The 16,768-nt window shown below is 65.4% G+C and carries 16 protein-coding genes and 1 pseudogene; 11 read left to right on the top strand and 6 right to left on the bottom strand.

Features of this window, described 5'->3' with window-relative positions; all coding sequences use genetic code 11:
* Positions 1 to 62 precede the first annotated feature (62 nt).
* The 4 genes from MPSD_RS25530 (at position 63) to MPSD_RS25515 (ending at position 3,668) form a co-directional block, all read left to right on the top strand.
* The gene (locus tag MPSD_RS25530; protein ID WP_020785771.1) at positions 63 to 1,709 is read left to right on the top strand and encodes a fatty acyl-AMP ligase; all 1,647 of its coding nucleotides are present in this window, start codon (positions 63 to 65) and stop codon (positions 1,707 to 1,709) included.
* The gene (locus MPSD_RS25525) at positions 1,706 to 1,948 is read left to right on the top strand and encodes an acyl carrier protein (RefSeq protein ID WP_015357339.1); all 243 of its coding nucleotides are present in this window, start codon (positions 1,706 to 1,708) and stop codon (positions 1,946 to 1,948) included. Before MPSD_RS25530 ends, MPSD_RS25525 begins: the two co-directional genes overlap by 4 nt.
* 91 nt (positions 1,949 to 2,039) lie before the next feature.
* Entirely contained in the window at positions 2,040 to 2,873 is an 834-nt protein-coding gene (locus MPSD_RS25520; RefSeq protein ID WP_086084745.1) for an SDR family oxidoreductase, read from the top strand.
* 3 nt (positions 2,874 to 2,876) lie between these two features.
* The gene (locus tag MPSD_RS25515; RefSeq protein WP_011741700.1) at positions 2,877 to 3,668 is read left to right on the top strand and encodes an SDR family NAD(P)-dependent oxidoreductase; all 792 of its coding nucleotides are present in this window, start codon (positions 2,877 to 2,879) and stop codon (positions 3,666 to 3,668) included.
* A gap of 6 nt (positions 3,669 to 3,674) precedes the next feature.
* Here MPSD_RS25515 and MPSD_RS25510 read toward each other — a convergent pair whose 3' ends face one another.
* Positions 3,675 to 5,210: an LCP family protein gene (locus MPSD_RS25510; RefSeq protein ID WP_015357337.1), complete on the bottom strand. Its 1,536-nt coding sequence runs from the start codon at positions 5,208 to 5,210 to the stop codon at positions 3,675 to 3,677.
* Positions 5,211 to 5,474: 264 nt separating this feature from the next.
* Here MPSD_RS25510 and MPSD_RS25505 point away from each other — a divergent pair, with 264 nt between their 5' ends.
* Both MPSD_RS25505 and MPSD_RS25500 read left to right on the top strand, forming a co-directional pair.
* Positions 5,475 to 6,179, top strand: a complete 705-nt coding sequence (locus tag MPSD_RS25505; RefSeq protein WP_036426209.1) for an LppP/LprE family lipoprotein — start codon at positions 5,475 to 5,477, stop codon at positions 6,177 to 6,179.
* A 68-nt stretch (positions 6,180 to 6,247) separates the two neighbouring features.
* Positions 6,248 to 6,991: a DUF2510 domain-containing protein gene (locus tag MPSD_RS25500; protein ID WP_020785775.1), complete on the top strand. Its 744-nt coding sequence runs from the start codon at positions 6,248 to 6,250 to the stop codon at positions 6,989 to 6,991.
* A gap of 55 nt (positions 6,992 to 7,046) precedes the next feature.
* Here the strand turns inward: MPSD_RS25500 and MPSD_RS29935 are convergent, their stop codons facing one another.
* Positions 7,047 to 7,289 carry a hypothetical protein gene (locus MPSD_RS29935; RefSeq protein ID WP_020785776.1) on the bottom strand — a complete coding sequence of 81 codons (243 nt, stop codon included), beginning with the start codon at positions 7,287 to 7,289 and terminating at the stop codon, positions 7,047 to 7,049.
* Positions 7,290 to 7,492: 203 nt separating this feature from the next.
* On the opposite strand from MPSD_RS29935, the gene MPSD_RS25490 reads away from it, so the two are divergent.
* The 3 genes and pseudogenes from MPSD_RS25490 to MPSD_RS25480 all read left to right on the top strand — a co-directional run bounded on the left by MPSD_RS25490 (position 7,493) and on the right by MPSD_RS25480 (position 10,403).
* Complete coding sequence (locus MPSD_RS25490) at positions 7,493 to 8,650, top strand: TDT family transporter (RefSeq protein WP_086084752.1); 1,158 nt, start codon at positions 7,493 to 7,495, stop codon at positions 8,648 to 8,650.
* 82 nt (positions 8,651 to 8,732) lie between these two features.
* On the top strand, positions 8,733 to 9,422 hold the full coding sequence (locus MPSD_RS25485; RefSeq protein ID WP_036426212.1) for a GAP family protein: 690 nt from the start codon (positions 8,733 to 8,735) through the stop codon (positions 9,420 to 9,422).
* A 104-nt stretch (positions 9,423 to 9,526) separates the two neighbouring features.
* Positions 9,527 to 10,403 (top strand): annotated as a pseudogene (locus tag MPSD_RS25480) (alpha/beta fold hydrolase).
* Positions 10,404 to 10,471: 68 nt separating this feature from the next.
* Here the strand turns inward: MPSD_RS25480 and MPSD_RS25475 are convergent.
* Together MPSD_RS25475 and MPSD_RS25470 are read right to left on the bottom strand one after the other, a co-directional pair.
* Positions 10,472 to 10,735 carry a hypothetical protein gene (locus MPSD_RS25475; RefSeq protein ID WP_012396487.1) on the bottom strand — a complete coding sequence of 88 codons (264 nt, stop codon included), beginning with the start codon at positions 10,733 to 10,735 and terminating at the stop codon, positions 10,472 to 10,474.
* A 119-nt stretch (positions 10,736 to 10,854) separates the two neighbouring features.
* The gene (locus MPSD_RS25470; RefSeq protein WP_015357332.1) at positions 10,855 to 11,241 is read right to left on the bottom strand and encodes a hypothetical protein; all 387 of its coding nucleotides are present in this window, start codon (positions 11,239 to 11,241) and stop codon (positions 10,855 to 10,857) included.
* A 207-nt stretch (positions 11,242 to 11,448) separates the two neighbouring features.
* Here MPSD_RS25470 and MPSD_RS25465 point away from each other — a divergent pair, with 207 nt between their 5' ends.
* Positions 11,449 to 11,856, top strand: a complete 408-nt coding sequence (locus tag MPSD_RS25465; protein WP_231389787.1) for a hypothetical protein — start codon at positions 11,449 to 11,451, stop codon at positions 11,854 to 11,856.
* A 41-nt stretch (positions 11,857 to 11,897) separates the two neighbouring features.
* Here MPSD_RS25465 and MPSD_RS25460 read toward each other — a convergent pair whose 3' ends face one another.
* The gene (locus MPSD_RS25460; protein WP_020785781.1) at positions 11,898 to 13,535 is read right to left on the bottom strand and encodes a DHA2 family efflux MFS transporter permease subunit; all 1,638 of its coding nucleotides are present in this window, start codon (positions 13,533 to 13,535) and stop codon (positions 11,898 to 11,900) included.
* Positions 13,536 to 13,745: 210 nt separating this feature from the next.
* Here MPSD_RS25460 and MPSD_RS25455 point away from each other — a divergent pair, with 210 nt between their 5' ends.
* The gene (locus MPSD_RS25455) at positions 13,746 to 15,236 is read left to right on the top strand and encodes a WS/DGAT/MGAT family O-acyltransferase (RefSeq protein WP_086084744.1); all 1,491 of its coding nucleotides are present in this window, start codon (positions 13,746 to 13,748) and stop codon (positions 15,234 to 15,236) included.
* A 20-nt stretch (positions 15,237 to 15,256) separates the two neighbouring features.
* Here MPSD_RS25455 and MPSD_RS25450 read toward each other — a convergent pair whose 3' ends face one another.
* Positions 15,257 to 16,750: an amidase gene (locus MPSD_RS25450; RefSeq protein ID WP_086084743.1), complete on the bottom strand. Its 1,494-nt coding sequence runs from the start codon at positions 16,748 to 16,750 to the stop codon at positions 15,257 to 15,259.
* Positions 16,751 to 16,768: the final 18 nt, after the last annotated feature.

Here is a 16,768-nt window from a genome sequence, read left to right as displayed (position 1 = left end):
ATCTTCGGAAATCGCGATAACCGCTCAGGTGCTAGTCCGTCAAGATGGGAAGCGGCAGGAATATGAGTAGGTTTACCGACGCCATCGCAACGACCGCTAGCAATTCCCCGCGGGGTTTGCACTTCGGCGCCGCGGGTGGATTGCGGTTTGCCAGCTGGCGCGACATTCATCAAACGGCGGTGCGGGTTGCGGGCCGGTTGTCGGCGGAGGGAGTCACCCGCGGCAGCAGGGTGACCGTGCTGGCCGCCAGGCCCGAGGATGTCGCTCCCGTCGTACAAGGCATCTGGCGGCTGGGCGCGGCGATGACGATGCTGCAGCAACCGACCTCGCAGGCCGATCTGGCCGGGTGGCACGCCGGTACGTTGCGCGCGCTGGCGTTGCTGGACACCCGCTGGGTGGTCATCGGGGAGCCTTTCCTTGCTGCGGCCGAGACCTTGCGTGCGGCGGGATACCGCGTCATCGAGATAGGTGAGAGCTGGCCCGAACTTGCGGCCACCGAGGAGCCGACCGGCGAGGACGACGTCGCGCTCTACCAACTCACATCGGGATCGACAGGAGATCCCAAGGCCGTCGCGATCACCCATGGCAACCTGTTCGCCGACGTCGCAGCCATGACGGCGGAGGTGCATTTGGACCCCGAGGTCGACATCACCGCGAGTTGGCTTCCGCTGTCACATGACATGGGGCTGATCGCCTACCCGATCTCTCCGATGTTCGCCGGCAACGGCGCGGTCTACATCACGCCGACGGAGTTTGTGGTGTCCCCGCTCAAGTGGATGCAGATCCTGACCGAGCGGCGGGCCACCATCACCGCGGCGCCCAACTTCGCGTACTCGATCATCAGCCGCCGACTCAGCGCGATCGAGGACGGCACCTACGACCTGGGTGCCCTACGCTGCGTCGTCACGGGTGCGGAGCCCATCGATCCCGCGACCATGGCGGAGTTCGCGCGGCAAGCCGGGCGCTTTGGACTGCGCCACACGGCGCTCGGCGCCGCCTACGGTCTGGCCGAAGCGACCGTCGCGGTGTCGTTTTCGCCTGTCGACAATCCGCTCACGACCGAGTCGGTGCGCGTCGAGGAACTGGAAAACCGGGGTCTGGCGCTACCGGCGTGCTCCTGCGGGGGGGCGAAACAGTTCGTGACGCTGGGGCCCCCGATGTCCGGGGTCGAGGTGCGGATCGTCGCCGCCGACGGCAGCAACCTGCCGCCGCGCCGCATGGGCGAGATCGCGATCGCCGGCGACGCCGTGGCCCGTCACTACCTCACGACGGACGGAGAGGTCGCCGCCGTGGACCCGGACGGCTGGCTTTTCACCGGCGACCTCGGGTATCTCACCGAGGGCGGCGAAATCGTCGTGTGCGGGCGCCGCAAGAACGTCATCATCGTCGCCGGCCGCAATATCTTTCCCGCCGACATCGAGCGGCTGGCCGCGTCGGTCCACGGCATCAGGCGCGGAGGTGTTGTCGCGTTCGGGGTCACCCTGGCCGACCGGCGCGAGGAGATCAGGATCGTCGCCGAGACCGTTGCGGACCCGTCCATCGAGGACGGCCGGGAATTGCGCCGCCAGATCGCCCAGAATGTGCGCGGCGCAACGGGCTTGAGCCCGACGGTGCTGCTGGTCGGCAAGGGTAACGTCCCCAAGACCGCGTCGGGCAAGATCCGTCACGTCATGGCACGAGAACTCTTCGGAGAGGTCAGTCCAGCATGAATCCACTCGATCAAGCGATTCTGTCCGTTATCGCGTCGCTGGCGCCCGACCACATGGCACCGGTAACCGTCGATTCGTATCTGGTTGATGACTTGGGCTATGACTCGCCACGCAAGATGGAACTCGTCGCGGCCTTGGAGAACCGCCTGCAGATGCGGCTCAAAGATCCCGAAATCCCGCTCGAGACGGTGGGCGAAGTGATCGGGTGGGTCAGCCGGCACGTGGGCGAGACGGCGTAGTCGGTCCGCGCGCCGGGGGGAGCCGCAGCGGCGATCATGGCGCATGGTTCTATGACTAGAACCTGTTTCAGTTTTGGCGTGAGGGGTCCAGATGCAGCTTTCGTTCCAAGACCGGACCTACCTGGTCACCGGCGGCGGTAGCGGAATCGGAAAGGGAGTGGCCGCCGGGCTGGTCGCGGCCGGAGCCTCGGTCATGATCGTCGGCTGTAACCCCGACAAGCTCGCCGGCGCGGTACAGGAACTCGAAGCGTTAGGTGCCAACGGCGGCGCCATCCGGTACGAACCCACCGACATCACCAACGAGGACGAGACCGCCCGCGCGGTGGATGCGGTTACCGCCTGGCACGGCCGGCTGCATGGAGTGGTGCACTGTGCGGGCGGATCGGAGACCATCGGACCGATCACCCAGGTCGACTCCGAAGCTTGGCGCCGTACGGTCGACCTCAACGTCAACGGCACCATGTACGTCCTCAAACACGCCGCAAGAGAGATGGTGCGAGGCGGCGGCGGATCGTTTGTCGGCATCTCCTCGATTGCGGCCAGCAATACCCATCGCTGGTTCGGTGCCTACGGTGTCACCAAGTCCGCGGTCGATCACCTGATGCAGTTGGCCGCCGACGAGCTCGGCGCGTCGTGGGTGCGGGTAAACAGCATCCGCCCCGGCCTGATCCGCACCGACCTCGTCGCAGCGATCACCGAGTCCGCGGAGTTGAGCTCCGACTACGCGATGTGCACGCCGCTGCCCCGCCAGGGTGAGGTCGAGGACGTCGCCAACATGGCGATGTTTCTGCTCAGCGATGCCGCCAGCTTCGTCACCGGACAGGTCATCAATGTCGACGGCGGCCAGATGCTGCGGCGCGGCCCGGACTTCTCGGCGATGCTGGAACCGGTGTTCGGCCGTGACGCACTGCGCGGATTGGTCTGACCCATGACTCGACTGGTTGGACAGCGAATCCTGGTGACCGGCGCCGGCTCCGGCATCGGCCAGGCCACGGTGTTGCGGCTACTGGACGAGGGGGCCACGGTGGTTGGCGCCGATATCGATGCGGATGGCCTATCCAGAACCCAGGCGCGCACAGCCGAGGCCGGGACCGGCGCCAGACTCACCACGTGCCAGATCGACGTCGCCGACGAGAAGTCGGTGGTCGACGGCGTTGGCGCGGCGGTCCAGGCGCTCGGCGGTCTGGATGCGCTGGTCAACGCCGCCGGGATGTTGCGTGCCGCGCACACGCATCAAACCAGCATCCAACAGTGGAACCAGATCATCGCGGTCAACCTGACCGGCACCTTTCTGGTGGTCCGGGAAGCACTGCCGGCGCTGCTCGACAATCAGCGCAGCACCGTGGTGAACTTCAGCTCCACCTCGGCCGCGTTTGCCCATCCGTACATGGCCGCCTACGCGGCCAGCAAAGGCGGAGTCCAGGCGTTCACCCATTCCTTGGCCCTCGAGTACGCCCGAGACGGCCTACGAGCGGTGTGCGTGGCGCCCGGGAGCATCAAGTCCGGCATCACCGACGCCACCGGCGGGTACATCCCGGCGGACGCGAATTGGTCGCTGTTCACCCGGCTGATGCCGATTCTGCCGACCACCGAGACCTCCAGTGGCGCCGGAATGGCCGATCCCTCCGTCGTGGCGGGCGTGATCGCGATGCTGGTATCCGAGGATGGCGCCTTCATCACCGGCACCGAGATCCGCATCGATGGCGGAACTCACGCCTGACTCGGGCTAGTTGACGCAGGGAACTCCGCCGCCGTCGATCGGCTGTCCGTGGTCTGGCGCCGGATAGCTGGAGCTGTCGTCGCCCCCGTTGTAGTACGCGTTGGGCTTGGGGTAGGTGGTTGTGTCGTCGTCGGAATCGTCGGGCGCCGGCATCGAGAAGTTGGTGTCCACCGTTACCTGGATATGTCCGGGTTCGATGCTGGCATCCGGTTGCTTCGGGGCGTCGATACCCAACAGGGTGCCCAGGTTCATCGCGTCGGCCTGCGCACCGGGGCCGTACTTGATCGTGGTGGCCGCCGGGTCTCCGGACTTGCGGTCGCGGACCTGATCGGTGGTATAGCCGCGCTTGCGCAGTGCGTTGGACACCTGGCTGGCCAACCCGCTGATGCTGCCCGCGTTGACCACGTCAACGACGGTGGACGGGCTGGGTTTGGCCGGCGTCGTGGTCGCCGTGGCGGCGGTTGATGTGCTGCCGATGGCCGCTGCTACCTCGGCCTTGATCGCCGCGGGATCGACGATGTTGACGTCCTGGCCGTCGATGTTGTCGTACCGCACCACCGGCAGCGTCCGGAACTCGATGTCGGCTCCGGCCAGCTCACCCATGCGGCGAATCAGGTCCTCATCCCAGCCCCCGGACAACACGAGGTCTTTGCGTGCCACCGCCATCAGGCTGTCCAGCCGGTCCAGGTTGGTGAAGGTGCCCGAATCCTGCAGATCGCGCATGACCGACGACAGGAAAGCCTGCTGGCGGTGGGTGCGATCCAGGTCCCCGTTGTCCAGACCGTGGCGCTGGCGCACAAAGGCCAGCGCCTGGGCGGCATCCAAGCGCTGGCGGCCGGCGGGGAAGTCGGCTCCCGAGTAGGAGTCGTCAACGGCATGGTTCAGGCAGACTTCCACGCCGCCCAGGGCTTGGGCGAGGTCATAGAAGCCCGCCAAATTGACCTCGGCGAAGTAGTCGATGGGAACACCGGTCAGAGCGCGCACCGCACGCAAAGTTGCGGCCCGGCCGGCTTCGCGGCCGCGGGTCTCGAGTTCGCGCTGGCTGGTCACGCCCTGATCGATCAGCTCCTGCGCGACGTACTGCTTGGTGAGCCCGTAAGCCTCTTTGATCTTGATGTGGTTGTAGCCGGGAACGCCGGTGAACGGCACCCAGTCGTCACGCGGGATCGAGAAGGCGACAACTTTTCCATCGGCGCTGACATGCACCAGGATCAGCGTGTTGGTGTTGTAACCACCTTGATCCGAATCACCCGCGTGCAGGTGCTTCAGGATCGACCACGGCAGGTCGTTGCCTTCTTGGTCCTTACGTGAGTCCAGCCCGATCAGCAGGATGTTCATGTTGTTGCCGGTGGATCGCGGATCCTCGGCAGTCAGGGCCTGGGAGATGGTGATGCCGGTCAGCGCGCCGTGAGCCACCCAATATCCGGCCCCGGTCATTCCCAGCGCGACCACCGACACCAGGGTCATCAGGGTGCGCGACACCCGCCGGCGGATCGGTGACGGTTTTCGAACAGCGCGATGCCGGGCTTTGGTACGTCCCATTACGAGCCTTAGTCCGCTACCGGCCCACCGACCGACGCTTGGCCAGCGATTTGCGGGGACGTCGCTCGATGCATGCCGTCCAGTATGCGGCAGATTGCTGTGTGGACCCTACTCCAGAAGCTCTGATGTGGGCAGATTCACCCCCGGCGTGGCGCTGATTTCACGGCCGCGACATTTCCCCTACCTGCATGTTCTGGCTACAATTCGCCAAACTCGGAAGTACTGTACAGGTGTCTGGAGGGTATTGGGGGGACCCCGGGAAATATGGCTTCTGGCGAGATCGACCCCAACTGGCCGCCACCGGTCTATCAGCCGTCCGACAACATCGACACCACGCCACCGTCGTCGCAACCTGGAGTGCGGGGCGGATCCGGCCGGGTGATCTGGCTGGTCGTCGCACTGGTCGCCGCCGTGTGCGTCGGCGTGGTGGCGATCATCGCGTACTCGGCCAGGCGCCAGCCGGCCGCCAGTCCGCCGGCCACCACAGCGGCCACCGCACCGGCCACGACGTCGGCCACGACGCCGGTCGCGACATCGCCCACCAGCGCGCCGCCCGGGTCATGCGGCCCGGATGAGGCGGCGGCGGTGGCGGCGGCGCTGGCCACGCTGCCCCCGGATAAAAAGACCGGTAGGCCGTGGAACCCCACCCCGGAATTCAGCGACTACGACCCCTGCGCGGAGCTATCCGCGGTGGTGGTGACGGTGGTCGATGCGACTCGCAGCTCGCCAGACGAGGCGCTGATGTTTCATCGCGGGCAGTTCGTCGGGACGGCGACACCCGAGGCATACCCGTTCACCCAGTTGGAAGCTCCGGCATCCACCGACGATCTGGTGGTCCTCACGTATCGGTCCAGGCAGAGCTGTGACGCTTGCGAGGATGGCGTGCTGACCGTCGTCGGGTTTCAGTGGCAGGGTGACCACGTGCAGATGCTTGATCCGCCGCCAGACCCATGGGATTCGCCACCGTGATCTGGCCGGCCGACGCGGTTTGAGCTGACCAGTTCCTGACGTTTGAATCGATTGAATGGAGCGTGCGGGTGCCGACTTCACCGCCGGCGGGATGGTATGCCGATCCCGGCGGTTCCGGGGGACGACGATATTGGGACGGTGAGCGCTGGACTGAGCACTGTCGGGCAGACGCTGGGATAGCGCGCTCGCCGCTGGCGGCCGTTGTCGACGGTGTGCGCCGGGGATGGTCGGCGATGCCGCTGGCGCTGCGGTTGCTGTTGCCCATCGCCTTCGTGCTGATCTCGGCGGGAATCGGCGTTGCGTTTTGGCTGCAATCGCCGCCCGACAACTGGGCGCGACTGCCCAATCATCTCGAATGCCGCATACAGGAGGGGCCACAGCCGCCGGACCAGATCATCGTGGCCGCGGTGCAGGTCGAACATCCCAGCGCGGGCGTACTCGAGCTGGTGATTCGGTTCGCCGAACCGTTGCCGCAGTCACCCAGCGGTAGTCATGCATCCGGGTTCGTGGGCTATGTGCTGACATTCAGCGTTGCCAACAACGGCCGCAAGTTCGTCGAGCTGGGTCCCGAAGAGGACACCGACGACCTCGCCATCACCGCCACCCTGACGTCCAACGGGAATGACGTGACCATGCGGCCGGATCGAGACACCAATGCCCGCAGAACCGCGCCCGACACCATTGAAATCAACCTCGACCTCAAGCGACTGGGAATCGAAAACCAACTAGTGGTTCCCACGCTGACCGTCGACTCACAATTCAACACACCGTCGACCACCACGGTGGAGTTCGCGTCGCAAGTTTGTACCTAGTGAATCCGTTGTGGTCGGCAAGCATTCGTGACCGACGTCGAGCCTCGAGCGAGGGCTATTGGACCCCCACGATTTCTTCTCCCGACGTGTAGTAGAAGGGGATATTCGAGCCCGTTGCGCGTTCAATGAGAAAAATGATGAATGGTTCGACTTCGTAGTAACGGTGAACACAGCCACATGCGTCTACTGCGGTAGCGCACCTGCGGCCCGGTGCGCCGCACCGTTGCTTGATAGGCATGGCGAACGCGGCAACCAAAAGCACGACGGCAATGCAGACCGCAACCGGGACTCTGTTCAATGCGAACCTTTCGCCGGAGCATCACTGCAGGCAGTGTATTCGGCTCGCGCTCAACCCTCACGCACCACGGTCGTGGCGGCAATTTGCCCTACGCAGTCCGGCCGGCCGGCGGTTTGGCCGCCCGTACCGGCCGCCGCCGCACGGGCGCGCAAGTTGCGGCGCCGCGCGGCGCCGAAGCGAACTCGGCACTAGGTTTCTCAGCTATGGCCGTTACAAATTCGCCCGGTACGCCGTCGCCGCATACTCGCGTCGAGGTGCTGGGCAACATCGGGCCCAACTGGTTTGCCTCGGTCATGGGTACCGGAATCGTGGCCGTCGCCGGCGCGACCCTGCCCGTCCACGTGGTGGGGCTGCGGGCCTTCACCCAAGTCGTCTGGGTGATCGCCGCGGCGCTGCTTCTCGCGCTGATCGTCCTGGTCGGCGGCCACTGGCTACGACACCCCACCGTCGCGCGCAGTCACGCCCGCAATCCGCAGATGGCGCACTTTTACGGAGCTGCCCCCATGGCGCTCATGACGGTCGGTGCCGGCGCAGTGCTGGCGGGCGGGCCCCTCATCGGCGAGCGACTCGCCGTCGACCTGGATTGGGTGTTTTGGACCGCGGGCACCATCGGCGGCCTGTTCACCGCGGTGAGCATTCCGTTCCTGATGTTCACCCAGCACCGTGTCGAGCCCGATGCGGCATTCGGTGGGTGGCTCATGCCGGTGGTCCCGCCGATGGTGTCGGCCGCGACCGGCGCATTGCTGCTACCGCATATGCCGGCCGGATCCGGCCGCGAAACCATGCTCTACGGCTGCTACGCGATGTTCGGATTGTCGTTTGTGGCGTCGCTGAACATCATCGCGATGATCTGGAGCCGGCTGGTGTTGTACGGCACCTCGGGCGCCGCGCGAGTACCCACGTTGTGGATCGTGTTGGGACCCCTGGGGCAATCCATCACCGCCGCCGGACTTTTGGGGGCGGCCGCCGCGACCGGCGCGGTGGACCACGAATTGGCGGAGACCATGCAGGCGTTCGCAATCATCTTCGGCGTCCCGGTGTGGGGCTTCGCGATGTTGTGGATAGCGCTGTCCACCGCGCTGACGGTGCGCACGCTGCGCCGGGGCATGCCGTTCGCCCTGACGTGGTGGAGCCTGACCTTTCCGGTCGGCACCTTTGTCACCGGCACGTCGCAGCTGGCTCTCCATACGCATTTGCCGGCATTCCGGGTCGCCGCTGCCGCTGCCGCTGCCTACGCCGGCCGGCTGGCCACCTGGGTGCTGGTGGCTATCCGGACCGTGCGCGGGAGTCTGCGTGGCAACCTGCTCAACCTGCCGCCCAGCTCTGCGCCGGTCAAGGCAAGCAAGGATCCGGTTCCCTGAACGAATTCTGTTGTCGCCGGCCTGAGGGTTGGCGTGAATATCGGGGGGCCGGGCGCGTTGTCATGGTCGGTGCGTCCGGTCGATGCGAAAATTGCTGCCCGTGACAGGAAATTCCGGCTCAGTGCTGGCCAGCCTCGTTCCCCTCGCGCTGGTGATCGCGGTCTCGCCAATAACCATCATTCCGGCGGTATTGGTGCTACATGCGCCGCGCCCCCGGCCGACGGGGCTGGCGTTCCTGGGTGGCTGGGTGCTGGGGCTGATAGCGGTGACGGCGATGTTTGTCGCCGGGTCGGAACTGTTCGGTGGTCTGCGTAGGTCCCCACCCGCCTGGGCATCCTGGGCTCGGATCGTCGTCGGGTCGTTGCTCATCTTGTTCGGCATCTACCGCTGGTTGAACCGGCACGGGGAGGTCGAATCACCACGGTGGATGCGGTCGTTCGCCACCATCACGCCACGGCGCGCCGGGATAACCGCGGCCGTGTTGGTGCTGGTGCGCCCCGAGGTGGTGATCATTTGCCTGGCGGCTGGACTGGCGATCTGCACCGGTGGGCTCGGTGTCGCGATGAGATGGGTCTGCGGTGCGATTTTCGTCGCCATCTCGGCATCGACGGTGGCCGGTCCGATCCTGGCCTTCGTGGGTGCGGGTGACCGTCTGGAGGATTCGCTGGATCGGCTCAAGGAATGGATGGAAAAGAACCACGCGGGGATGCTCGCGGCCGTCTTGATCCTGATCGGTGTGATGGTGCTCTACAACGGAATTCACGCGCTGTAGGGGATCCGCCCTGGTCACGCGGGTGGGTGTGTGGCTTGCTCGGGGAGCCTCGAGAGCTCGCATTCGGACTCGGACTCGACGTTAGAGCGTCTTAGTATCAGCTGGTGGCGACTGCACCCGAGCGGTTCTCGGTTCAGGGGCCCGATGGCGTTCGCATCGTGGCAGATCGCTGCGGTGACCCGCGAGGACGTGCCGTGGTGTTCTTGCACGGCGGCGGACAGACTCGGCGCTCGTGGGGCCGAGTGGCCGCCGTCGTGGCCGAGCGGGGTTGGCAATCGGTCACCGTGGACTTGCGTGGGCATGGTGAATCCGACTGGTCACCGCACGGGGACTATCGCGTTGTCAGCTTCGCCGCGGATATTCAAGAGGTGCTGCGGGGCCTGCCCCCGCAACCGGTTCTGGTGGGCGCGTCGTTGGGCGGGTTCACGTCGATGCTGCTGGCCGGGGAACTTTCGCCGGGCATTGCCAGTGCCGTCGTTCTGGTGGACATCGTGCCGAACATGGATCCCTCCGGAGCCAGTCGGATACATGCGTTCATGGTCGAGCGGGTGGAATCGGGGTTCGGCTCGCTGGATGAGGTGGCCGATATGATCGCCGCCTACAACCCCCATCGACCCAGGCCGACCGACTTGGAGGGCCTGACCACCAACCTGCGCCGTCGCGGCGATCGGTGGTATTGGCACTGGGATCCGCGGTTCATCAGCGGCACCGCCGCCTTTCCCCCCATCGAAGTCACCGAGCCTCATCGGCTGTACGCCGCCGTCGACACGATCCTGCGCGGCGGCGTTCCCATGTTGCTCATTCGGGGGGCAAATGAGCAACATGGTCAGTCAGGAGCGAGCCGAGGAATTTCTTGCCCGCTTCCCGAATGTCGAGTTCACCGATGTCCGCGGCGCCGGGCACATGGTCGCCGGCGACCGCAACGACATCTTCGCAGCGGCCGTGTTGGACTTTCTGAGCCGCCATCTCGACGCTGGGTGATCGATCCCTGGCTACTCGGGAGCGGTTGGCCAACAGGCCCGCGGCAGACCGGAAATGAGGTCAGCCTGCTAGCCCTGGGTCAGCATCTTCTTGATCTCCGCAACGGATGCTTCCAGCTTGCGGATGCGCTCGTTGGAGTCCTCGGCGGTGCCGCGCATGTCGCCGCCGTATGCCCTGAGTACGTCGGCGAGCATCTGCTGGGTTTGGCCAAAAGCCTTGATCGCGTCGACTATTTCCTCGTAGCTGGTCCGCGACGCTTCCAAGGCAGCGATGCGGGCCTTGAGGTCGCGCAGCGTGCTGTCGAGCGCTTCAGATGCTTCAGGTAGGGCCACTCTGAAAATCCTAGGTGTTTTTCCAGCCGAACCGTCTATTTTTTTGTGGCAATGACGACCTTTTGGTCGACCTCGTGCCAGTACGGGTGTGGCACCGAACCCGCGGGCTCGTTGGCTAGTCAGCTGGGAATGCCGGCATTGACCAAAGTCTGTACGCCGCTGGCACAACCACGCAGGAAGTCGGGGGCGTAGACGTCCCGGACCTGCTGCACGGCCGCCAGCTGGTTGGCGCAGACCTTGTGCACCTGGCCGCAGACGATGATCGAGTCGGCCGGGAACCCCATTGCCTGCATCCGGCTGATCGTGAAGCGGCCGTCTTTCACGGCCTTGTCGTAGCCGAGTCGGTAGGACGGGCCCGTCGTTTCACCGGCGTCCGCGTATGCGGGTGCAGAGGCGATCAGCGTCACTCCAGCCGCGATACCGACGACGACTCGCGACAGCCGCCCAGTGGACAGGCACCGCGTTGCCGGCAGTGGGTGGCTGTAGGTCGCTGCGGCGTCCGTCATGAGATTGGCCCCGATCTGTCGTTTCAGGATCCCACTTCCTGTGGCGGTCTTCTGTGCCGCAGTGGACCCTCGCGTCGCTACTGTATGATATCTGTTCCAAAAATGGAAGTAAGGATCGAAAACGGGCAAATTGTGCCTGGCGTTGGAATGCGGGCTCAGATTTGCGCCAAAGTTGTCCCATTCCAAAACAAGCCATACATTGGTGGGGTGCCGAGGTTGAATCCCGCAGGTAAGGACCTTGGCCGCGTCCTAGAGTGGCTGTTGAACCGGGACGTTCCAGATAGTGAAATCGGTTCCGCGCTCAACTTGCCCAAGGCGACCTATTCACGGCGTAAGGATGCTGACGATTTCCCCAGCTACGCGGAGTTGATCGCGGTGGGGGAGTACTTCGACGTCTCCTCGCGCGTGCTACAGATTGCGTTCGGCTGGCGCGGGCAGGATGAGTTGATCCTGCTCGACATCGAAGAGATGCGCCAGTACATGGAACAGGCGGGGGCCTCGTTTTTCGGTAATGAACGAATACGTCGCTACATCGAGGAGCGCGAGGGCGCTGACTACCCGTTGGCCGCGGCAATCCTGAAAATGACGGAGCCCCCGGAGTCCGGGGCTAGCTGATTCCCCCGGCCCTCGGGCCGCGCCGGCCCCACGGTGGTGCGCTATGGCTCAACCTGCAACAACTCGATCCGCGGGGCGGGGCGCTTGGGTAGGAACCACGCCGGAATGGCTGTTGTCGCGACCACGATCATTCCGAGCAAGAAGACCCCGGCGTAGGCCAGCGACAAGTCTTTGGTGAGGTGCTCGGCAAACCCCGGGGTTCGAATCCGCGGCGGCAGGTTGGACACATCCAGTGGCAGATGCTGCCGGAGCGCCTGTTCGCGGATCTCATCCGCGCGGTTGGCCGCCGCGATGTCAGCGCTGCCGTTGAATCGGCTGGTGAGTACGACCGACATCAGCGCCGCGCCCACCGACGCCGCGACGTTGTGGTTGACGTTGAATAGCGTTGAGCCGTGCGCGACTTCGCTGGAATTCAGCATGTGCACCGTCGACCAGGACACCGGAACCATCATGGCGGCGGTACCCACCCCGAACGTGCCGAGCCCGATCAGCAGCGCCGGAAGATGCACGTGCTCACGGCTCATGCCATAGATAAAGATGCCCATGCCGACCACGGTCAACGCGGTCCCCATCAACACCACATCGCGCGGGCCCCGCTTCTCCATCAGCCGCCCCACGATCGGCATCACCGCGGCAGCGGCCAGCGTCTGGGGGATGAGCAGCAGCCCGGACTGCAGCGGTGTTTTTCCGAGCACCTGCTGGAAGTACGCCGGAAACAACAGGCAGCTGCCGAAAAAGGTGACGGCGAACATGAATCGGGTGGCGTTGGCCGCCGCGACGGCCCGGTTCTTGAGCAGTCGCAGATCGATCAGCGCGTGGTCGCCACGGTGCAGGGCGTGCAGCGCGAAACCGCCGATCAGGATCAAGCCGACCGTTGTCGGCAGCCAGACTTGCGGGTCGCCGATGGTGCCGCGCGCCGGCAGCGCTGATAGCCCGTAGAGCAGCAGCACCAGCGCCGGGGACAGCAGCGCCATGCCCACGAGGTCCAGCGACTCCGCGGGCAGAGAATCGTCACCGGGCAGCACCAACCCGGCCAGTATCAAGGTCAGGGCTCCGATCGGCAGGTTGATCAAGAAGATCCACTGCCAGCCAAACGCGTCGATCAACCAGCCGCCCAGAATGGGCCCGGCGATCGGGGCCATCAACACCGAGATCATGCTGATCGTCAGTACCCGGCCCAAGCGGGCCGGACCCGCCGCGCGCGCCAGAATGATGAGCTGCAGCGGTATGAGTATTCCGCCGCCAAGGCCCTGCGCCGCGCGGAAGGCCACCAGCAGGGTAATGCTCGATGCCATCGCGCACAGCAACGATCCCAGCGTGAACAGCAGCACCGAACCCATGACCAGGCGTTTGGTGCCGAGCCGATTCGCCGCCCAGCCGGTCAGCGGGATCACCGAGGCCAGCGACAAGGTGTAGCCGGTCGATGTCCACGCGACCACCGCCTGGGTGGACGAGAACTCTTCGATGAACGTTCGCTGAGCCACGTTGACGACCGTGGTATCCAGGGTGACCATCACCGGGAGCATCAGGCACGTCGCCGTGGTCATCAGAAGTTCGGCGTCCAGCCTGACGGGATGGGCGTCGGGGCGACCGTCATCGCCCAGACGCGACTCGCCCGCGGCGTGCGTGCTGTCACCGATCTCTGGCTCGCGCGGCAACCGACCCACCCGGCGGCGCATCGGTTCACTGTATCCGCCGAACTGCCGACCCAACGTCGAAATTATCTGGTCGCCAGTGCGCTGACACCGATGATTTGTGCCGCCCAGGTGGGCTACGGTCGAAATCTGGAAAGGCTGTGTGTCGCCGCCAGACCATCCGACCGGCCCACACATCACGACGGCCCTCGGCAGCTCGCCTTGCCGGAGCGCCAACCAAGCGAGGAGTAATCGGTGAGCAAGACCGCCAAGCGGCTGGGCCCGCAAGACATGTTTTTTCTCTACTCCGAGTCGCCGAGCACCATGATGCACGTCGGTGCCCTGATGCCCTTCACACCACCGGATGACGCGCCCGCGGATTTCTTGCGACAACTCGTCGATGAGAGCAAGGCCAACGAGGTTGTGGAACCGTGGAACCTGAAGCTGAGCCACCCGGACTTGCTCTACAGCCCCACCCAATCGTGGGTTTACGACGAAAACTTTGACCTGGACTACCACGTGCGGCGCTCCGCCCTGGCCAGCCCGGGCGACGAGCGTGAACTCGGAATCCTGGTGTCGCGGTTGCACAGTCACGCGCTGGACCTGAGGCGTCCACCGTGGGAGATGCACTTCATCGAAGGCCTCGAAGGCGGTCGGTTCGCGATCTACATCAAGATGCATCACTCGTTGATCGACGGCTACACCGGCCAGAAAATGCTGGCCCGCAGTTTGTCCGCCGACCCACACGACACCACGCACCCGTTGTTCTTCAACATCCCCACCCCCGGCCCGGCGCCCGCCGACACCGAAGAGTCCGCCGGCGGCGGCCTGATCGGTGGGGCGGGCAATGTGCTCAGCGGGTTGGGCGACGTGGTCAAGGGCCTGGGAGGCATGGTCAGCGGGGTGGGTAGCGTGCTCGGTTCGGTGGCCAGCGCGGGACGATCCTCGCTCGACCTCACCAGGGCGCTGGTCAACTCCCAGCTGCGCAGCGACAACGAGTACCGCGACCTGGTCAGCTCGGTGCAGGCTCCGCACTGCATTCTCAACACCCGGATCAGCCGCAACCGCCGGTTCGCCACCCAGCAATACCCGCTGGCGCGGATGAAAGCGATTGGGGCTCAATATGATGCGACGGTCAACGATGTCGCGATGGCGATCATCGGGGGCGGCTTGCGGCGCTTCCTCGACGAACTTGGTGAGCTGCCCGACAAGTCGCTGATCGCCGTGTTACCGGTCAACGTGCGGCCCAAGGACGACGAGGGGGGCGGCAACGCTGTCGCGACCATCCTGGCCACGCTGGGCACCGACATCGCCGATCCCGTGGAGCGGCTGCGAGCGGTCACCGCGTCCACCCGGATGGCAAAGGCTCAGCTGAAGAACATGGACCGCGACGCGATCCTGGCCTACAGCGCGGCCCTGATGGTGCCCTATGGCATCCAGCTGGCCAGCACCCTCACCGGGGTGAAGCCGCCGTTGCCCTACACCTTCAACCTTTGTGTCAGCAACGTTCCCGGGCCGCAGGAAGTGCTCTACCTGCGGGGTAGCCGGATGGAGGCGTCCTATCCGGTCTCCCTGGAGGCACACAGCCAAGCGCTCAATGTCACCTTGCAGAGTTATGCCGGGACACTGAACTTCGGGTTCATCGGTTGCCGCGACACGTTGCCACATTTGCAGCGGCTTGCCGTCTATACCGGGGAAGCGCTCGACGAGCTGGATGAACCCGCGGCGTCGTCCGCGGTGAACTGACGCGCCCGGCGCGCCGACACCTAGCCGGCGGGCGGTGTCGCCGGATGCCGGTGCGCCCAGGGACGGGCCTCTTCGAGTTGGGCTGCCAGCGCCAAGAGGTCGCCATCGCTGCCCAGGCCTCCGACGAACTGCACACCCAACGGCAGGCCGGCCGGTGTCCAGTGCAGCGGCACGCTGATGGCGGGTCGTCCGGTCAGATTGGCCAGCTGGGTGTAGGGCACCCAGCCCAGGCTCTCTTGAATGAGATCGTCCATGATCCCGCTGAGCGAGAGCACCTTTCCGGCACGCAACTTGCTCAGCAGCCGCGCCGCCGTCTGCAGGCGTGGTGACGTCGTCGTGTCACCAACGGTCAGTGGCGGAGTCGCCAGGCTGGGAGTCAGGAAGTAGTCGTAACTCTCATGGAAACTCGCCAGGGACTGGATGTAGTTGTTGCGGTTGTCCAGCGCAAGCAGCGGAGCCAGCACACTGGTGGATCGGCCGAGTTCGGCCATGGCCAAGGTGTCGGCTTCAAAGTCGCTGTCGCGGGCGCCGATTCGCTTTCTGATCTCGGCGACTTGGCTGTGCAGCTGCGCGAACCAGATGGTCAGGAAATCGCGGGCCAGCGCGGCGTCATCGTAGGGAGGATCGACTTGCTCCACCCGGTGGCCCAGGTCCTCGAGCAGGCTCGCCGCGGCCTCGACTGCCGCGACGGCCTCGCGGTCAGGCGCGGCGTTGATCGCAGACGACGCCGAGTACCCGATCTTGAGCGCGCCCGGACGGTTCTTGATGTGTTCGACGAAGGTGGTGTCGAGAAGGGCGACCTGGTAGGCGGCGCGTGGGTTGGGCCCGACGATCGCATCGTAGATGGCGGCGCTGTCGCGAACGGTGCGCGAAACCACCCCCTGGGTTTCCATGCCGAACAGCGGCTCGCCGGTCTGCGGGCCATAGGGCGACAATCCCCGGCTGAGCTTGAGCCCGACCAGCCCGTTGCAGGCCGCGGGAATGCGGATGGATCCGCCGCCGTCGTTGGCGCCGGCCAGCGGAACGATCCCGGCGGCAACCGCGGCCCCCGATCCGCCTGAGGAGCCGCCCGGGGTGTGCTGCGGATTCCACGGGTTGCGGGCCGGCCCCCAGTAATCGGGTTCGGTGATGCCCTTGGCCCCGAACTCGGGTGTATTGGTCATGCCGAAGACGACCAGGCCCGCGTCCAGGAATCGTTGGGTGACCAGGGCGTGTTGTTTGGCGACGTCGTTGGCCAGCGACCGAGATCCACACGAGCTGGGAAAGCCGCGATATTCCTGATCGAGGTCCTTGATCAGGAAGGGGACGCCGGCAAGCGGTCCAGGTAGCTCCGGATCCGCGGCCCGTCCCTCAGCCAGGGCATCGATACGACGGATGATCGCGTTCAACCTCGGGTTGACCGCGTCGGCGCGCTGACGCGCCAAAGCAAGTAGCTCGGTAGCGCGGACTTGCTTGGTCGCCACCAGCTCGGCCAGGCCAGTCGCATCCAGCGACATGTACTCGTCAAGATGCATTGGCCGATCTTATGATTG

Source organism: Mycobacterium pseudoshottsii JCM 15466, from assembly GCF_003584745.1.
GTDB classification, from domain to species: Bacteria; Actinomycetota; Actinomycetes; order Mycobacteriales; family Mycobacteriaceae; genus Mycobacterium; species Mycobacterium marinum.
The sequence above is the reverse complement of the archived record's forward strand: the minus strand, read 5'-3'. Positions and strand labels throughout refer to the sequence as shown.